Annotated in this window: 18 protein-coding genes; 8 read left to right on the plus strand and 10 right to left on the minus strand. The window is 68.9% G+C overall.

The window, feature by feature from the left end:
* Position 1: 1 nt before the first annotated feature.
* The 4 genes from AB0E90_RS39300 to AB0E90_RS39315 form a co-directional block, all read right to left on the minus strand.
* Positions 2-826, minus strand: a complete 825-nt coding sequence (locus AB0E90_RS39300) for a carbohydrate ABC transporter permease (RefSeq protein ID WP_360417220.1) — start codon at positions 824-826, stop codon at positions 2-4.
* On the minus strand, positions 823-1,635 hold the full coding sequence (locus AB0E90_RS39305; protein WP_360417222.1) for a sugar ABC transporter permease: 813 nt from the start codon (positions 1,633-1,635) through the stop codon (positions 823-825). Before AB0E90_RS39305 ends, AB0E90_RS39300 begins: the two co-directional genes overlap by 4 nt.
* Before the next feature lie 131 nt (positions 1,636-1,766).
* Entirely contained in the window at positions 1,767-3,095 is a 1,329-nt protein-coding gene (locus tag AB0E90_RS39310) for an ABC transporter substrate-binding protein (RefSeq protein WP_360417224.1), read from the minus strand.
* A gap of 9 nt (positions 3,096-3,104) precedes the next feature.
* Complete coding sequence (locus tag AB0E90_RS39315; protein WP_360417226.1) at positions 3,105-4,673, minus strand: alpha-N-arabinofuranosidase; 1,569 nt, start codon at positions 4,671-4,673, stop codon at positions 3,105-3,107.
* A 66-nt stretch (positions 4,674-4,739) separates the two neighbouring features.
* Between AB0E90_RS39315 and AB0E90_RS39320 the strand changes: the two genes are divergently transcribed.
* The gene (locus tag AB0E90_RS39320) at positions 4,740-5,750 is read left to right on the plus strand and encodes a LacI family DNA-binding transcriptional regulator (protein ID WP_360417228.1); all 1,011 of its coding nucleotides are present in this window, start codon (positions 4,740-4,742) and stop codon (positions 5,748-5,750) included.
* Positions 5,751-5,765: 15 nt separating this feature from the next.
* Here the strand turns inward: AB0E90_RS39320 and AB0E90_RS39325 are convergent, their stop codons facing one another.
* Entirely contained in the window at positions 5,766-5,975 is a 210-nt protein-coding gene (locus AB0E90_RS39325; protein ID WP_360417230.1) for a DUF397 domain-containing protein, read from the minus strand.
* Positions 5,972-6,838, minus strand: coding sequence for a helix-turn-helix transcriptional regulator (locus AB0E90_RS39330; RefSeq protein ID WP_360417291.1), 867 nt, complete (start codon positions 6,836-6,838; stop codon positions 5,972-5,974). The genes AB0E90_RS39325 and AB0E90_RS39330 overlap by 4 nt, the downstream gene beginning before the upstream one ends.
* Before the next feature lie 211 nt (positions 6,839-7,049).
* Between AB0E90_RS39330 and AB0E90_RS39335 the strand changes: the two genes are divergently transcribed.
* Entirely contained in the window at positions 7,050-7,283 is a 234-nt protein-coding gene (locus tag AB0E90_RS39335) for a hypothetical protein (protein ID WP_360417232.1), read from the plus strand.
* A gap of 42 nt (positions 7,284-7,325) precedes the next feature.
* Here AB0E90_RS39335 and AB0E90_RS39340 read toward each other — a convergent pair whose 3' ends face one another.
* The gene (locus AB0E90_RS39340; protein WP_360417233.1) at positions 7,326-8,243 is read right to left on the minus strand and encodes an MBL fold metallo-hydrolase; all 918 of its coding nucleotides are present in this window, start codon (positions 8,241-8,243) and stop codon (positions 7,326-7,328) included.
* Positions 8,244-8,361: 118 nt separating this feature from the next.
* Between AB0E90_RS39340 and AB0E90_RS39345 the strand changes: the two genes are divergently transcribed.
* From AB0E90_RS39345 to AB0E90_RS39360, 4 genes are all read left to right on the plus strand, one after another.
* Positions 8,362-9,477 (plus strand): MerR family transcriptional regulator, encoded by a 1,116-nt coding sequence (locus tag AB0E90_RS39345; RefSeq protein ID WP_360417234.1) that lies wholly within the window; start codon positions 8,362-8,364, stop codon positions 9,475-9,477.
* Positions 9,478-9,523: 46 nt separating this feature from the next.
* The gene (locus AB0E90_RS39350; protein ID WP_360417235.1) at positions 9,524-10,348 is read left to right on the plus strand and encodes a GNAT family N-acetyltransferase; all 825 of its coding nucleotides are present in this window, start codon (positions 9,524-9,526) and stop codon (positions 10,346-10,348) included.
* A gap of 46 nt (positions 10,349-10,394) precedes the next feature.
* Positions 10,395-10,799 carry a DUF6855 family protein gene (locus AB0E90_RS39355; RefSeq protein WP_360417238.1) on the plus strand — a complete coding sequence of 135 codons (405 nt, stop codon included), beginning with the start codon at positions 10,395-10,397 and terminating at the stop codon, positions 10,797-10,799.
* A 134-nt stretch (positions 10,800-10,933) separates the two neighbouring features.
* Positions 10,934-11,440 (plus strand): hypothetical protein, encoded by a 507-nt coding sequence (locus AB0E90_RS39360; RefSeq protein WP_360417239.1) that lies wholly within the window; start codon positions 10,934-10,936, stop codon positions 11,438-11,440.
* On the opposite strand, the gene AB0E90_RS39365 is transcribed toward AB0E90_RS39360, so the two are convergent.
* Both AB0E90_RS39365 and AB0E90_RS39370 read right to left on the minus strand, forming a co-directional pair.
* Complete coding sequence (locus AB0E90_RS39365; RefSeq protein ID WP_360417241.1) at positions 11,437-11,637, minus strand: VOC family protein; 201 nt, start codon at positions 11,635-11,637, stop codon at positions 11,437-11,439. The genes AB0E90_RS39360 and AB0E90_RS39365 overlap by 4 nt on opposite strands.
* A gap of 15 nt (positions 11,638-11,652) precedes the next feature.
* The gene (locus AB0E90_RS39370) at positions 11,653-11,880 is read right to left on the minus strand and encodes a hypothetical protein (RefSeq protein WP_360417243.1); all 228 of its coding nucleotides are present in this window, start codon (positions 11,878-11,880) and stop codon (positions 11,653-11,655) included.
* Positions 11,881-12,060: 180 nt separating this feature from the next.
* On the opposite strand from AB0E90_RS39370, the gene AB0E90_RS39375 reads away from it, so the two are divergent.
* Both AB0E90_RS39375 and AB0E90_RS39380 read left to right on the plus strand, forming a co-directional pair.
* Complete coding sequence (locus AB0E90_RS39375) at positions 12,061-13,095, plus strand: LLM class flavin-dependent oxidoreductase (protein ID WP_360417244.1); 1,035 nt, start codon at positions 12,061-12,063, stop codon at positions 13,093-13,095.
* A gap of 85 nt (positions 13,096-13,180) precedes the next feature.
* Entirely contained in the window at positions 13,181-14,515 is a 1,335-nt protein-coding gene (locus tag AB0E90_RS39380) for a beta-1,3-glucanase family protein (RefSeq protein WP_360417245.1), read from the plus strand.
* Between the two features lie 19 nt (positions 14,516-14,534).
* Here the strand turns inward: AB0E90_RS39380 and AB0E90_RS39385 are convergent, their stop codons facing one another.
* Positions 14,535-16,037 (minus strand): class I SAM-dependent methyltransferase, encoded by a 1,503-nt coding sequence (locus AB0E90_RS39385; protein WP_360417246.1) that lies wholly within the window; start codon positions 16,035-16,037, stop codon positions 14,535-14,537.
* Between the last annotated feature and the right edge of the window lie 35 nt (positions 16,038-16,072).

A 16,072-nucleotide genomic window follows, 5' to 3' on the forward strand; every position in this document is an offset into this window, starting at 1 on the left:
ATCACCCCTTCACGCCGGTGTGCGTGACGCTCTGGATGACGTGCCGCTGGGCGGCAACGAACAGCAGCAGCACCGGCACGCTGGCCACCACCGCGCCGGCCATCGCGATCGGATAGTTCGTCGTCGCCGCGTTCTGCAGGTTCCCCAGACCAGCGGGCAGCGTCAGATGTTCGGCGCTGTACAACACGTACAAAGGCCATAGGAAGTCGTTCCAGTTCGTCAGGAACGACAGCACGGTCAGCGTGGCGAGGGCGGGGCGGGCCAGCGGCAGCACGATGCGGGTGAAGATCTGCCACTGGTTGGCGCCCTCCATCAGGGCCGCCTCCTCCAGCTCGACCGGCAGCGCGGCGAAGAACTGGCGCAGGAAGAAGACGCCGAACGCGCCGCCCGCCGACGGGATGATGATCGCCCAGAGCGAGTCGAGCCAGCCCAGCCTGCTGACGATCAGGAAGTTGGGGATGAGGAAGACGAACGGCGGGACGAACAGCGTGCCCACGACGGTCGCGGTGATCAGCCGGCGGCCGCGGAAGCGGAGGCGGGCCAGGGCGTACGCGGCCATCGCGTCGACCGCGATGATCAGCACCGCGTTGGCGATCGCAACGATCAGGCTGTTGAGGAACCAGCGCAGCACCGGCGTTGCCGAGTTCGTGGTGAGCACCGTGGAGTAGGCGTCGCCGCTGAACGGGTGCGGCAGCCAGGACAGCGGCACCGCGGTTGCGTCGTTGCTGGTCTTGAACGACGTCACCAGCATCCACAGCAGCGGCGCCACGAAGATCACGGTGAGCACGCCGAGGGTGATCCAGAAGAGGATCCGGCCGAGTTTCACGACGCCTCCCGTCGCTGGGTCAGGCGCAGGTTGAGCACGCTGACCGCCATCAGCAGCAGGGCCAGGAGGTAGCTCATCGCGGCCGCCATGCCCTGCCGGTTGTTCACCAGTCCGGTCTCGGCGATATACATGATTGCGGTGCGCGTTTCATTCGCCGGGGCGCCCTTGGTGAGCAGGAACGACTGCCCGAACATGTTGGCCGAGGCGAGGATCGTCACGGTCGTCACGAACGCCATCACCGGCCGCAGCCCGGGCAGGGTCACGTTGCGGAACTCGTCCCGGCGCGACGCGCCGTCGACCCGGGCCGCCTCGTACAACTCGGGTGAGATGTCCTGCAGACCGGCCATGTAGATGACCGCGTTGAAGCCGAGCGTCCACCACACGGTCATGCCGATCAGCGAGATCCACGCCCACGGCACGTCGGTGGTCCACGGGATGGCGCTGCCGAGGTAGTAGTTGACCAGCCCGATGTTGGGGTCGAGCACGAAGCGGAACAGCAGCCCGACCACAGCGACCCCGAGCACGTACGGCGCGAAGAACACCGCCCGGAAGAACGACCGCCCCCGGAAAGCACGGTTGAGCAGCAGCGCCACGCCGAGCGGGCAGACGATCAGGAACGGCACGCTGAACACCGTGAAGATGCCGGTGGCCAGCATGCTGTGCCAGAAATCGGAGCTGTCACGACTGCCCGCAGTGAACAGATCAACGTAGTTCTGCAGCCCGGTCCACGGCTTGCCGGGCAGCAGATAGTTGTAGTCGTGCAGGCTCACCCAGAACCCGAACACTGCCGGGACCAGCACAAACCCCACGAACAACACCCCGAAAGGCATCAGGAAGAGGTACGGCGTGAGCCGCCCATGCCGGGGCACGGCCGTCCCACCGCCACGGAAAACCACGGGTGCCGCACTCTCCCGAGCGGCCCGGGCGTCGACGGCCACGATCAGGCCCCGTACTTCTTCTTGTTGTCCGCGAGGATCTTGTTGGCCTTGTCGGCGGCCGCGTTGAGGGCCGCGGCCGGGTCCTGCTTGAGCAGCACCGCGCTCTGCACACCGGTGTAGAGCTGGGCGATCGCGTCGCCGATGCCGGCCACCGACGGCGGGAAGTGGGTGTACTGCACGTCCGCGGCGAACGACTGCAGCCCGGCAAGCGCCTTGAAGTCGGCGCCCTGCGCGAGGTCGTTGCGGGCCGGCACCTTGGCGCTCTTGGCCCAGTCGGCCGAGTGCTGGGTGAACCAGTTGATGAAGAACCGGCTGGCGTTGGACTTGTTCGCGTCGTTGTCCTTCTTGCGCGGCAGCACGAACTGGTGGCTGTTGCCCCAGACCCCGCCGGTCGAGCCGATCTTCGGAAGCGGTGCGGTGCCGATCTCGTACGCCGTCAGGGCAGCGACGTCGTTGACCTGCCAGATGCCCTGCCAGTTGAAGACGTTCCTGCCGTTCTTGAGCGAGAGGTAATCGGCGTCCTGGCCGACGTTCTTGGGGCTGTAGCCGTTCTTGACGAGGTCGACCATCCAGGTGAGCGCCTGCACGCCGGCGTCGGAGTTCCAGGTGGCGCCGGTGTTGTCCGCGCTGAACACGTCGCCGCCGAACTGCCACAGCAGCGACTCGAACTGGAACCCGCCGGTGAACTGGAACGGCGAGACCCACGACCCCTGGATGCCCTTGGATTTCAGGGTGTCCAGCTGCGACATGTATTCGTCTTTGGTGGTCGGTGGTTTAGAAGGGTCGAGGCCGGCCTTCTCCATCACGGTCTTGTTGTAGTAGAGCCCGAGGTTGTGCACGTCGATCGGGACGCCGTACCGCTTGCCCTGATAGACCCCGCCGTTCCAGACCGCCGGCGCGTAGTCCGACTCCTTCAGCCCGAGCGCCGTGGCCACGTCGTCGATAGGCACGATCACCTGCTGGGCGGCCTGGGTCGGCATGTCGTCGATGTGCATCGCGCCGACGTCCGGCCCGTTGCCGCTCTGCACCGCGGCCGGCAGCTTCTGATAGAAGTCGGCCCACTGGAAGACGTTCATCTTGACCTGCACGTTGGGGTTGGCCTTGTTGAACTGGTCGACCATCGTCTGCGCGGTCTGGCCGTCACTGCCGGTCCAGCCGTTCCAGAAACTGATCGTCACGCTCGGGCCGCTGTAGCCGGCGCCGCCGTTGCCACCGGCCGGGGCGGCGGTCGGGGCCTTCGAGGTGCCACCGCAGGCGGCGAGGGCGAGGGCGGAACCGGCGCCGCCGGCGATGGTGAGGAAGTGGCGACGGGAGAGAGCGGAGGGATTCATTGCGGACTCCTATTTCGCGTCGGTGGAGAAGTCGGTGGAGAAGTCGGGGACGACGTCGGCGGGACGGCCGACGGAGATGTCGGTGGCGATCGAGAGGACGTTCCAGGAGGCGGGTGGGAGGGTTACGGTCAGCCGGCCGTCGACAACTCGCCCGGCCGCGGCGCGCGGCCCGACCCGGGATGGGTTCTGCTGGTTGTTGGTGGCACGCTGGTCGTCGTCGGCGAGCACTTGGTGCGAGCGCAGCGAGGCGCCCGGCAACGCACGCAGGTCGACGGTCAGCGAGAGCGGGTTGACGCGGTCCCGGTTGACCGCGAACAGGGCGGCCGCACCGGTCCCGGCGTCGAGGGAGGCCGCGGCGGTCAGGACCGGCACGGGCCCGTATTTCGCCGTTTCGATCAGTGGCCCGACCGGCTCGACCCGCAGCGCGTCGCCCCGGGCCAGGCGGGCGGCGGCCGCGAACGGATGGAAGATGGTCTGCCGCCACGACGGGCCGCCCAGCTCGGTGCGGATCGGGGCGATGATGTTGGCCAGCTGAGCCTGGCAGCCGATCGCGACCCGGTCGGCGTGCCCGATCAGCGAGATCAGGAACGTGCCGACCACGACCGCGTCGAGCACGTTGAACTCGTCCTCGATCAGCCGCGGCGCCTGCGCCCACTCGAGACTCGACTCGCCGGCGAACCGGGAGGCGTACCAGACGTTCCACTCGTCGAACGAGATCCGCAGCCGCCTGCCGTGCCGCCCCACCGCGCGGACGTGGTCGGCGGTGGCGACGACCTCCTCGATGAACGCGTCCATGTCCACGGCGGAGGCCAGGAAGCTGTCCGCGTCGCCGTCGTGCTCCTGGTAGTACGCGTGCATCGAGACGTAGTCGACCTGGTCGTAGCACTGCTCGAGGACGCTCGCCTCCCAGGAGCCGAACGTGGGCATCTGCCGGTTGGAGCTGCCGCACGCGACGAGCTCGACGGAGGGGTCGAGGCGGCGCATCGCCCGTGCGGTTTCGGCGGCTTTCCGCCCGTACTCATAGGCGGTCTGGTGTCCCATCTGCCAGGGACCGTCCATCTCGTTGCCCAGGCACCACAGTTTCACGTCGTACGGCGAAGGATCTCCGTTCTTGATCCTGCGGTCCGACATCTCGGTGCCGCCCGGGAAGTTGCAGTATTCGAGCAGGTCGACGGCCTCGGTGAGGCCGCGCGTGCCGAGGTTGACCGCGAGCATCGGCTCGGCGCCGAGCCGGCGCACCCACGACATGTACTCCCCCAGCCCGAACTGGTTGCTCTCGATCGAGCGCCAGGCCAGGTCGAGCCGGGTGGGCCGGTTCTCGCGCGGCCCGACGCCGTCCTCCCAGCGGTAGTTGGAGACGAAGTTGCCGCCCGGGTAACGCACCACGGTGACGCCGAGCTCGCGGGCCAGATCGAGCACATCGGAGCGGAAGCCGAGGTCGTCGGCGCGCGGATGGCCCGGCTCGAAGATGCCGGTGTAGACACAGCGGCCCATGTGCTCGACGAACGAGCCGAACAGCCGGCGGTCGATGGACCCGATCCGGAACGCCGGGTCGAGAGTCAGCCTCGCGTTGTGCATGGCCTTGGTTTTACAACGTTGTTTACTACGTTGTAAGAGCGGGAAACAAGCTCTACGATGTGGTTCATGGGCGCCAGCATCAAGGACGTCGCGGCGCACGCCGGCGTCTCGGTCAAGACCGTCTCCAACGTGATCAACGACTTTCCGTTCGTCTCCGCGGCGACCCGGGGCAAGGTGCAGGCGGCCCTGGACGAACTGGACTACCGCCCCAACCTGTCGGCTCGGCTGCTGCGCGGCGGCCGTACGGGCGTGGTCGCGCTGGCCGTCCCCGAGATCAGCTCGCCGTACTTCGCCGAGCTCGCCGCCCAGTTCGTGCAGCAGGCCAAGGGCCACGGCTGGACGGTGCTGATCGACGAGACCCAGGGCGCCAAGGAGAACGAGCGGGTGGTCCTGGACGGCATAAAATCGCACCTGATCGACGGCCTGATCGTCAGCCCCCTCGCCCTGACCGCCAAGGAGATCGACCAGCGCCGCGACCGCACTCCCCTGGTCCTGCTCGGCGAACGCCTGGTCAAGGCCCCGGTCGACCACGTGAGCATCGACAACGTGGCCGGCGCCGGCACCGCGACGGCCCACCTGATCGCGCTCGGCCGCCGCCGGATAGCCGCGATCGGCAGCCAGCCCCACATCTCCGGCGGCACCGCAGCGTTGCGCCTGCGCGGTTACCGGACCGCCCTGCGAGCAGCGAAGATCCGCTTCGACGCCACGTTGGTCCTGCCGGCCAAGAGTTACCACCGTGCCGACGGCTACGCGGGGATGAACGCCCTGCTCGACCTGCCGTCCCCACCGGACGCGGTGTTCTGCTTCAACGACCTGCTGGCGATCGGCGCACTGCGCGCCCTGCACGAGCGCGGCCGCAGCGTGCCCGGCGACGTAGCGGTGATCGGCTTCGACGGCATCGAGGAGGGCGACTTCCACACCCCGGCCCTGAGCACCATCCGCCCGGACAAGGCGGAGATCGCCCGGCTGGCGCTGGACCTGCTGGAACGCCGCATCAACGGCGGCGCCACCACCGAGCCCCAGGAGGGCTACGCCCCATTCGAACTACTCGTACGCCAGAGCACCGGCCACGTCTGATGGGCTTGAAGTCGCTCAGCGGTCGAACGTGTCGCCCTTTACGCCTTCGAGGAACGCAGTCCAGCCCGACCTGTTGAACGTCAGCGTTCCGCCGGCGCGGTCCTTGGTGTCACGCATGGCGACGATGTGCGGGAGGTTGGTTGCTACCTCTACGCAGTTTCCGCCGTTGCCGCCGGAACGGGCGCTCTTGCGCCAAACGGCGCCGTCAAGGTCACGTGCTGTCACTGTGACCACTCCCTTGCTCTCTGCTCGATGAGCCGCCTGGATTCGGTCTCACCAAGGGCAACTCTATCCACCAGGTCCAGCCAAATAGCTTCGTGGGCGGCCACCTCGTGGGGCTTGTCGAGATAGAGGGCGCCCGTGGGCTGCTCCACGTACACGGTGGTCGGTTCGGGGTCTCGGGCTGGGGTTTCTCTCGGGAAGTCGAGGATCACGAAGGGGCCGGCGTAGGCCTTGTGCGGCCCGGCGCTGAGCGGCACGACCCGGATGGAGATGTTGGGTCGCTCGGCGAAAGCCAGCAAGGTCGTCAGCTGATCGACCATCGTCGGCCCGTCGGAGCCGCGCAGCAGTGCCGCCTCGGACAGGATGACCTCCAAGATCGGCGAGGTACGCGTCAGAATGTGCTGGCGTTGCATTCGCACACGGCTCTGCTTCTCCAGCTGATCATCGGTCGGCTGCGTGACGCTCTGACCGAGGATCGCCCGCGCGTAAGGCAGCGATTGAAGCAGGCCGGGAACGACCTCTGCCTCATATTGGCGGATACGGTTGGCCACGGCCTCCATGCCGAGGAAGAGCTGGAACCACTCCGGGATCTCGCTGTAGGCGTGCCACCAGCCCTTGGACTTCGTCTCACGGGCGAGCGACTTGAGCGCTTCGACCACGTCGGGAGACGCCCCGTAGAGACGGCACATGGCGTCCACGTCGTTCGGGTGGACCGGAACCTGCCCGGTTTCATAGCGCCACAGCCGCGGCTTGCTCCATTCCAGAGCGGCGATCGCCTGGGCCACCGTCAATTGCGCGCTCTCTCGCAGCTCTCGGAGCTTCCGGCCCAGCTGCCGTCGTGGGACCGAGGATCCGCCGTTCTCCACACTCACCACGTAACCCCCTCATCGGCCGCCGCGTAACCGCGTGAACAGCTGCGCCGTAACCCACCCTCAGCTGAACGTCTCTACTTGCGACAGTCTGCCGCGTAACCGTTGCGCGGCATAGCCGTACATCGGTTGTATCGAAGTTAGGCCCCGCGTCCCGTCGGGTGCCTGGATCACCAGGCGGGACGTGGGCTTCAACCAGGGAGCTGGCATGGCAGACCAGGAGCATCTGAGTGTCCGTCCCGGTTGGCAGTGCCAGGTGTGCTCCGCGCCCTGGCCGTGCTCGACAGCCCGCACGGATCTCCGGGTCGAATACCGACGGTTCCCCACCGTGTTGCGGATCTACCTGGCCGCTCAGATGTGCGCCGCAATCGACGACATGAGGTGCGCCGGCGGCCCGGTGCCGGACGACCTCTACCTGCGTTTTCTGGGCTGGGCTCGGTGACGGGCGCCGGCCGCCCCTGACCCGCCACGGCTGGTCGGGGCGTCAGCGGCGGAGGAGTTTCTCCTGGAGGCGGCGGAGCTTGGCCCGTCGCAGGAGCGCGCGTTTTTCCTTCTCGCCCGGCTCGTTGAAGAGGATGAAATCGCGGTGGCGGTGGATGCCGGGCCGGCCGTCGGCCTGCTCCGTGGCGTCCCGGACGGTGGTCAGCTCGGCGGCGGGCAGCTGCAATACATGTTCGGCCGGCTGGTACTGGGCGCCAAGCGGGAAGTCGCGGCCGGGTTTGCTCGTCATCTCGATGTGGCAGCCGAGCACATGGGTCACGGTGTGGTTCGCGGCGAAGTCGACCAGACGATCGAGCGTCGCGCGGAAGGCCGGGTAGTCGGCGATGTAGAGCCGACCCGGATAGACCGTGTCGCCGGTGAAGAGGATGCCCGTCCAGGGGTCGTGAATGGTGATGGCCGCGGCGTGATGGCCCGGCGAGTTCAGGATTTCCAGGACCCGGCCGCCCAGGTCGAAGACGACCGACTCGGCGAGCGCGCCGGTGAGCCCGAAGAACGACCGCACGGCGTCCGGGTCGTGAGGCACCACGGTCGTGGCGGGGCGGTCGGCGAACTGCGGATCGGCCGCCACGTGGTCGCCGTGCCCGTGCGTGTGCGCGACCACCAGCTCGTACCCGTCGCGGGGGTGTTCCCGCAGCCAGGCGTCCACGAGTGAGTCGACGGTGTCCCGCAGCGGGAACACCGCGGGGTCGGCCGAGGCACCGGTGTCGAGCAGCAGCGCCCGCTCGTTGCCGAACAGCAGGTAGATGAACGGCGCCTCGCACTCGACCCGTTTGCTCTGCCGCAGGATCACCGTGTGCTCGTTGTAGAAGTGCGTCTGGATCACCGGCTCGCCGCGGCGCTCGTGGTTCCAGGCAACGTCGAGCGAACCCGCAGCCGGCGTCGCGGTCCGGAACTCAATCATCGGCGGCCTCGGCATTACGTACGGCCCGGACCGCGGTCAGAGCAGTGATCCACATAGGCCGAAGACTACTTGGGTAACGCTTGTCCCTCACGTGGCGTCATGCCACATAGTCGGAGACGTGGAGGAGCACCTGACCGTAGGACGTGTGGCCGAGCTGGCCGGCGTGACCGTCCGCACGCTGCATCACTACGACGACATCGGCCTGCTGCAGCCGTCGGCGCGGACCGTCGCGGGATACCGCGCCTATTCCGCGGACGACGTGGAACGGCTGCGGGAAGTGCTCGCCTACCGGCGGCTCGGCTTCGGATTGCGGGAGATCGCGGATCTGGTCGACGACCCGGCCACCGACGCGGTCGCGCATCTGCGGCGGCTGCGGGGCCTGCTGCTGGAACAGCGTGACCACGCTGCCGCGATGGTGACGGCCATCGACCGGGAGCTGCAGGCACGAGCGATGGGAATCAGGACAACCCCCGAGGAGCAACTGAAGATGTTCGGCGCGCAGCTGTACGACGCCATCGGATCCGCCTACCCGGCCACCCGGCGCACCGAACCCCGGATCGCCGCGCGCATCTGGGACGCGCTCGGGGACGCCCGCACGGTCCTGAACGTCGGAGCAGGCACCGGCTCCTACGAACCACCGGACCGTGACGTCACGGCGGTGGAGCCGTCGGCGGTCATGCGGGCACAACGTCCGGCGGGCGCCGCACCGTGCGTGGCGGCCGCAGCGGAGAGCCTGCCGTTCGAGGACCAGTCGTTCGACGCGGCCATGGCGGTCAGCACCGTGCATCACTGGCCGGACCCGGTCGCCGGGCTCCGTGAGATGAAACGGGTGGCCCGCCGCGTGGTCGTGTTCACCTACGACGCCGACAACACCGGCTGGCGCGAGCGGTTCTGGCTCACCCGCGACTACCTGCCCGAGTTCGCCGGCCTTCTCGTCGGCTGGCCGTCCCTGGCCGACCTCACCCGGGCGATCGGTGGCCGCGCGGAGCCGGTGCCCATTCCGTGGGACTGCGCCGACGGCTTCTTCGAGGCGCATTGGCGCCGGCCCGAGGCCTACCTGGACGAACATGTACGCCGCGCGGTGTCGGTATGGACCAGGGTCGGACCGCAAGCTGAGCAGCGGGCAGTAGGCAAACTCCGCGGAGACCTGTCCTCAGGCCGATGGGCCGAGCGCAACCGCGACCTCACCGGCCTCGACGCGGCCGAGCTCGGCCTCCGTCTGCTCATAGCCTGAACACCGCCGGTCAGAAATCGGTTGACGGGGGTGGTGGGGTGGCATCATGGTCAAACTCTCCGCGGGGCTGCCCCCGGCCACCCTCGACGCCATCGCCGACCTGGAGCGCCGGGTCGTCGCGGCGGACGGTGGGCGGCTGAAGCTCGAGTGGAACGCGTTGCGCCACCGCAGCGGGCAGGACGTCGAGGACATCCTGTGGTGGGACGGCGAACGGCTCCTCGGCTTCCTCGGCATCTATGCGCACAGCGCGCCCACCCTCGAGCTGGCCGGCATGGTCGACCCGGCCGCCCGGCAGCGTGGGATCGGTGGCGCGCTGCTGGACGCCGCGCTGCGGGTGTGCCAGGAGCGCGAGCACGCCGACGTGCTGCTGGTCGTTCCCCGGTCCTCGGCCGGGGGCCGCGCCCTCGCCGAGCGCCGCAACGGCCGGCTCGATCACAGCGAGCATGCTCTGGAGCTGCTCGGCGAGCCCACCGAGGTGGCTGCCGACCCTCGCATCACCCTCCGCGCCGGCGTTCCGGCCGACCACCAGACGGTGCAGGAGCTGATGCGCCTGGGATTCGGCTGGGCGCCGCCCACCGCCGGGAACGATCCGCACACCCTCGTGGTCGAGCGCGACGGCCAGGTGATCGGCTCCGTCCGGCTGCTCCCCGAGGAGGGGCTGGCCGGCGTCTACGGCTTCGTCGTCCACCCCGACCTCCAGGGCCGCGGCATCGGACGGGACGTGCTGCACCGGTTGTGCGTGATGGCCCGCGCCGATGGAGCGGCCTCCGTTCACCTGGAGGTGGCCACCGACAACGACCGCGCGCTCAATCTCTACACCTCGCTCGGCTTCCGGCCGGTGATCACCGAGGACTACTACGCGATCGGGTGACGCCGATTCGCCCTGCCGCTCGCTGCGCTCCGCCTAAGGTCGAACCATGACGGCGGCCGGGACCAAAGACGATCCGTGGATGTTGCGCACTCCGCCGGGGTCGTCGCCATACACGATGTACCGGGACCCGGAAGCCGACCCGCCCGCCCTGATCTGCCAGGTCGGCGCCACGAAGCTGTCCTATCATCTGCGCGCCGTCGAGGACCTGCACGCCTGGCTGAAGCAGCAGGAGGACTGGGTGCCGCTCGGGGCCGCCGACGAGAACAAGACGGCCGCCGACGGCACGGTCGAGGCGTGGGGCCGCTCGGCCGGCAATCCGGTCGGCGGGTGGTACGGGCTCCGCAAGGGCTACCGCGGCCGCTTCGGCATGTACCTGCCGCCGCTGCTGGAGGAGCTGGGGCTGGCCGAACTCACCCACGACGCCCGGAACAACCGGATGCGAAGCCGCTGATACCTGTCCACTATGGTGCCGCTGAACAATGCGACACGGGGGCAGGGACTATGAGTTCGGATGAGCGGCGCCGGCCGTCGTTGGTGCGATGGATTTCGCTCCTGCTTGCCGGGTGCGGCGGGGTGGCGGCCCTGATGTTGATCGCGGCAATCATCGCCTGGCAGCACTTCGGGCCGGCCGCCGTGCACTTCGGGGACGGCGGCGCCGATCAGGTGCGCGCCGGCCTCATCTTCAACATGGTCGTCACCGCGCTGGTGGTCCTGGCCACCGCGGCGCTGGCGACAGTTGTCCGGCGTCCGCTGCGGTGGGCCCGGCCGGCCGCCTGGGCTGTTCTCGGCGTTCTCGGTTTCGCCCTGTTCACCGGCCTGAACGCCGGCGTCGACCCGGCCGGTTCGACGGCCGGCCCCGGCGCCGACCCGGCCAACCGGCTTTACTACGACCTCGTTCCGGGGTGGTACCCGTCGGTGCACGCCGCCCTGGGCCTGATCGTGCTCGCGACCTGTGTCGCCGTCGTCATCATGCTGATGCGTTCCTCGGTCGCCGACTTCTACCGGCCCGCCACCACCAAGCAGGACCCGAAATGGGCCGCCTTCGTCGACCGGCAGCAGAAGCTGATCGCCGGGGAGAACGACAAAAGCTAGGCGGCGACGCAGAACTCGTTGCCCTCCGGGCCGGCCATCACCACGTGGTGGCCGTCGAACGTCGCCTGCACGCTGCCGCCCGCCGCCACCAGCGGGGCCGGCGGCGGCTCGTCCTCGTAGCCGAGCGCGACCTTCCAGAACTCGGCGAGGGACACCGCGTCACGCGTGTCGAAGGTCAGCTCGATCCGAATCGCCATCAGCGTCTCCATGCCTCACTGGCCGTTACGAACGCCCGGAAAAAGCGGCTGGCGCTCCGCTGCGGCATGCCACCAACCGGGCCGGGGCGGACCGGTGATGGCCGCGGTCGGCTGGCTGGGGTGCAGGCCGAGAAGGCGAAGCGCATCAGCTCGCACCTGGATGTCGATCCAGCCATGCCAGTGTCCGTCCGCGCCGACGCCGCAGGCGTGACCCCACCGGATCTCCGTCATCGCGAAGGGCATCCAGTCGATGCCGCGGTCGCGCAGTCAAACCCGCAGAGCGGCCAGGGGCTGACGAGAGCCCCGCCCGTTCGCGTAGCCCAGGACGGAAATCCAATCCGAACTCGAAGGATTCATGAGCCCATGATGCCGTACGGCGGAGGGCCGGGGAATCCGGTCGTGCCCGGCCGGGTTGGTGCGGGCGTGGACAAGAAGATCGGATTTCTTTCGTTCGGGCACTGGCGGGACGCGGCCGGGTCGCAGACGCGCAGCGCCGGTGACTCGCTGGTGCAGACCATCGAGCTGGCCGTGGCGGCCGAGGAGCTGGGCGTCGACGGCGCGTTCGTGCGGGTGCACCACTTCGAGCGGCAGCTGGCCTCGCCGTTTCCGCTGCTCGCGGCGATCGGCGCGCGCACGAGGCACATCGAGATCGGCACCGGCGTGATCGATATGCGCTACGAGAATCCGCTCTACATGGCGGAGGAGGCCGCGGCCGCCGACCTGATCAGCGGTGGCCGGCTGCAGCTCGGCGTGAGCCGGGGATCCCCGGAGACGGCGCTCAACGGCGCCTACGCGTTCGGCTACCAGCCGCCCGAGGGCACCAGCGTGGCCGACCTGGCCCGGGAGAAGACGACGATCTTCCTGGACGCGATCAGCGGCAAGGCGATGGCGCGCACCGACCCGGCCCGCACCGGCATCAGCGGCGGCCTGGCCATCCAGCCCCAGTCCCCCGGCCTGCGCGAGCGCATCTGGTGGGGCGCCGGCACGCGGCAGACCGCGCAGTGGGCGGCCGGCCTCGGCCTCAACCTGCAGAGCTCGACGCTGCTGTCGGAGGACACCGGGCTGCCGTTCGACCAGCTCCAGGCCGAGCAGATCGCGCTCTACCGGGAGGCCTGGAGAGGGCCCGGCGAGCCGCGGGTGTCGATCTCGCGCAGCGTGCTGCCGATCACCGAGGAGATCGACCGCATCTACTTCGGCGGTCAGGAGAACGAAGACCAGGTCGGCCTGCTCGAGGGGGTCCGGTCGCGCTTCGGCCGGACGTACGCCGGGGAGCCCGACCGCATCGCCGAGGAGCTCGCGAACGACAAGGCGGTCCAGGCCGCCGACACGATTCTCTTCACGGTGCCGAACCAGCTGGGCGTCGCCTACAACGCCCGCATCCTGGAGACGATCGTGAAGCACATCGCGCCGGCGATCGGCTGGAAGGCGAAGTTCCGGAACCAGGACGCCTTGAGGTAAAGAAGGTTGTCGATAAGACTCGGACGGTGAGAGCGCTCTCGCATCCCCCTAGCCGCGAGGGCGCGCCACTCCCCTGGAGAGTCCCATGCGACATTCCATCCCCCGGCTGGCCACCGCCGTACTCGGCGTCCTGCTCCTCGCCGGCGGCTACGCCGCCCTGTCCGTAGGCCCGGCGAGCGCTGCCGACACCCTGCTCTCGCAGGGCAGACCGGCCACCTCATCCAGTACGGAGAACGCGTCGTTCCCGGCGAGCGCGGCCGTCGACGGCAACACCGGCACGCGCTGGTCGAGCGCGTTCAGCGACCCGCAGTGGCTCCAGGTCGACCTCGGCGCGACGGCCACGATCACCTCGGTCACGCTGAACTGGGAGGCCGCGTACGCGAAGTCCTTCCAGATCCAGACGTCGGCCAACGGCAGCACCTGGACCACGATCTACAGCACCACGACCGGCGCCGGCGGCGTGCAGACAATCACGGCGAGCGGCTCCGGGCGGTACGTCCGGCTGAACGGCACCGTCCGCGCCACCCCCTACGGTTACTCGCTCTGGGAGTTCCAGGTCTACGGGACCTCGGCCGGCGGCCCGACCACCCCGCCGCCGTCCGACTCGTTCTGGGGCGACACCGGCAGCATCCCGGCCGCGCAGAACGTGGTCGAGGTGAAGGTGCTCAACAAAACCAACGGCAAGTACCCGGACAGCCAGGTCTACTGGAACTTCAACGGGCAGACCCACTCCATCGCCGAGCAGCCCTACCTGGACATGCCGGCCAACTCGGCCGGCCGGATGTACTTCTACCTCGGCTCCGCCACCAGCCAGTATTTCGACTTCATCGAGTTCACCGTCGGGCCGGACGTCTTCAACGGCAACACCACCCGGGTCGACGCGTTCGGCCTGAAGCTCGCCCTGCGGCTGCACTCGCACGACGGCGCCGACCAGCAGGTCGGTGAGAACCAGGCGACCTTCGCCGAGGACCGTACGGCCACGTTCGCCCGGTTCGCGGCGGCGGTGCCGGCCGAGTTCCAGCACTCGGCCACCGCCACCTCGCCCTACCGGATCCTGGCCCCGGGCAGCGACCCGGTCTTCCAGCCCGGCGGGCAATACCAGAACTACATGAGCTCGTACGCGTCGTCGGTCGGCGTCAGCGCGACCACCCAGCAGATCTTCGGGTGTTCGGGGCCGCTCGCGTCGAACGCCAACCAGTGCGCGTCGCTGAACCGGCACACCGCCGACCTGCCCGCGGCTCAGCAGCAGACGGTGAGCAACTTCTATCGCGCCGCGCCGGCCAACTACTACGCCAAGTTCTGGCACGACAACAGCATCAACAACCTGGCCTACGGCTTCCCGTACGACGACGTGGCCGGCCAGTCCACCTTCATCTCGCACGGCGACCCGCAGTACCTCCTGGTCGCGGTCGGCTGGTGAGCTCGGCGCGGCCGGGCCGTCACAGCGCCCGGCCGCGCCTCGCCACCGTGAGCAGGTGGGTGGTCGGCCAGTCGAGCGGCGTGCCGTCGGTGTCGGCCAGCGCCGCCACCGGGGCGATCCGGTTGTCGATCACCCAGTCGTTGCGGATCGGCCGCGACGACGGGTCGAGCTCGAAGCCGGCCTCGCCCAGCAGCTCCCGCCAGTCGGCGAAGCTCAGGCCGCAGAACTGCTCGCGGGTCTCCGACAGCCAGTTGTCCAGGTAATCCTTGCGGGTCAGGTAGTCCATCGCGGCGCCCAGCTCGATGCGCACGGTGTCCTCGCCGATCGGCTCGAAGACGAACGGGAAGGCGAAATCCACGGCGAACTGGTCCAGCTTCGCGCGGGTCGAGAGGCTTTTGACGTACGCCTCGACGTGCTCCTCCGTCGCGAGGTCCCGCCTCGGCTCGTCCGGGTTCTCGCCGTCGTCCGTCGTCAGCCTCAGAAGCACCTCGCGGTGCGGGTCGTCGGGGCCGCAGACGTCGCTGTTGATCCAGACGCCGCCGGGGGCGGTGTGGTCGTAGATCCGGCGGATGAACTCGCGGAGCGACTCACGCTGCTTGCCGTACGACCAGATCTCGTGGGTCAATGCGAACGTCAGCGTGGTGTCGATCGAGCGGTCGCCGAAGATCGCGCCGCCGAGGACGTTGCGCTGGTAGAAGTACACGTTCGCGTTGCGGAAGGCGCCCTGGGCCTTCTTGTGCACGCACTCGGAATAGAGGTGCCTCGCCACTTCCACGCCGATCAGGTCGCTCTCGTGCAGGCTGGGCTCGCGGTCGGCCAGCTCGAGCAGCGAGCCGGCGCCGCAGCCGATGTCGACGATCCGTCCGGGCCGGACGTACTGGCGGACCGCCTCCCACTTGCGGTCGGCCGCGTCGGCGAAGGCCTCCACGTACGTCCGGTAGTCGCGGGTGGTCGTCAGGCCGCCCTCGTCGCCGACCAGGGGGTCGTTCACCGCGGTGCGGACGGCCGCCACCAGGTGGTAGCGCTCGAAGACGTCGATCGTGGCGGGGTCGGCCAGTTGGCGCCAGGTCTCGTCGCCGGCGGCCAGGCGCAGCAGCACGTCCCAGGGGCGCTCGGGAGTCTCCGGGAGCGACGGGTCGTCCTCCACCGGGATGATCGGGAAGCCGAGCTTCTCGTAGAGGGCCGCCACCTCGGGTGTCGAGCAGGCGACCATGGTGTTCGCCGGGGTCAGGTCCAGGCCCGTCGCCACCGCCACCGTCTTCAGCGTCACCTCGGCGAACGCCGTGGTGGGGGCGGTGTCGAAGATCGGGACCACCAGCGAGCGGATGCCGGTCCGGGCGCTGAGGCGCTCGATCGCGGCCTCCCGGCGGTGGTACGGGACCGGGTTGCGCTTGGTGTTCTCGTGGTTCGCCGACGTCACCGCCCAGACGACGGTGGCATCCTGCTGCTTCTGCAGGTAGTCCGCCTGGAATCGGGTCAGCAGGTGGTGGCGGCCCGGGAAGAGCACGAAGCTGGTGGTCACCTTCAAGATCGTAACTTGGGACTATCTCCTACTCT

The sequence above is a fragment of the Actinoplanes sp. NPDC026619 genome, assembly GCF_040638295.1.
Lineage (GTDB): Bacteria > Actinomycetota > Actinomycetes > Mycobacteriales > Micromonosporaceae > Actinoplanes.

Excerpts from the sequence above, each read along its gene's own strand:
- AB0E90_RS39310 (WP_360417224.1), bottom strand. The coding sequence starts at position 3,095 with ATGAATCCCTCCGCTCTCTCCCGTCGCCACTTCCTCACCATCGCCGGC.
- AB0E90_RS39315 (WP_360417226.1), bottom strand. The coding sequence starts at position 4,673 with ATGCACAACGCGAGGCTGACTCTCGACCCGGCGTTCCGGATCGGGTCC.
- AB0E90_RS39320 (WP_360417228.1), top strand. The coding sequence starts at position 4,740 with ATGGGCGCCAGCATCAAGGACGTCGCGGCGCACGCCGGCGTCTCGGTC.
- AB0E90_RS39335 (WP_360417232.1), top strand. The coding sequence starts at position 7,050 with ATGGCAGACCAGGAGCATCTGAGTGTCCGTCCCGGTTGGCAGTGCCAG.
- AB0E90_RS39340 (WP_360417233.1), bottom strand. The coding sequence starts at position 8,243 with ATGATTGAGTTCCGGACCGCGACGCCGGCTGCGGGTTCGCTCGACGTT.
- AB0E90_RS39350 (WP_360417235.1), top strand. The coding sequence starts at position 9,524 with ATGGTCAAACTCTCCGCGGGGCTGCCCCCGGCCACCCTCGACGCCATC.
- AB0E90_RS39355 (WP_360417238.1), top strand. The coding sequence starts at position 10,395 with ATGACGGCGGCCGGGACCAAAGACGATCCGTGGATGTTGCGCACTCCG.
- AB0E90_RS39360 (WP_360417239.1), top strand. The coding sequence starts at position 10,934 with ATGTTGATCGCGGCAATCATCGCCTGGCAGCACTTCGGGCCGGCCGCC.
- AB0E90_RS39365 (WP_360417241.1), bottom strand. The coding sequence starts at position 11,637 with ATGGCGATTCGGATCGAGCTGACCTTCGACACGCGTGACGCGGTGTCC.
- AB0E90_RS39370 (WP_360417243.1), bottom strand. The coding sequence starts at position 11,880 with ATGCCCTTCGCGATGACGGAGATCCGGTGGGGTCACGCCTGCGGCGTC.
- AB0E90_RS39380 (WP_360417245.1), top strand. The coding sequence starts at position 13,181 with ATGCGACATTCCATCCCCCGGCTGGCCACCGCCGTACTCGGCGTCCTG.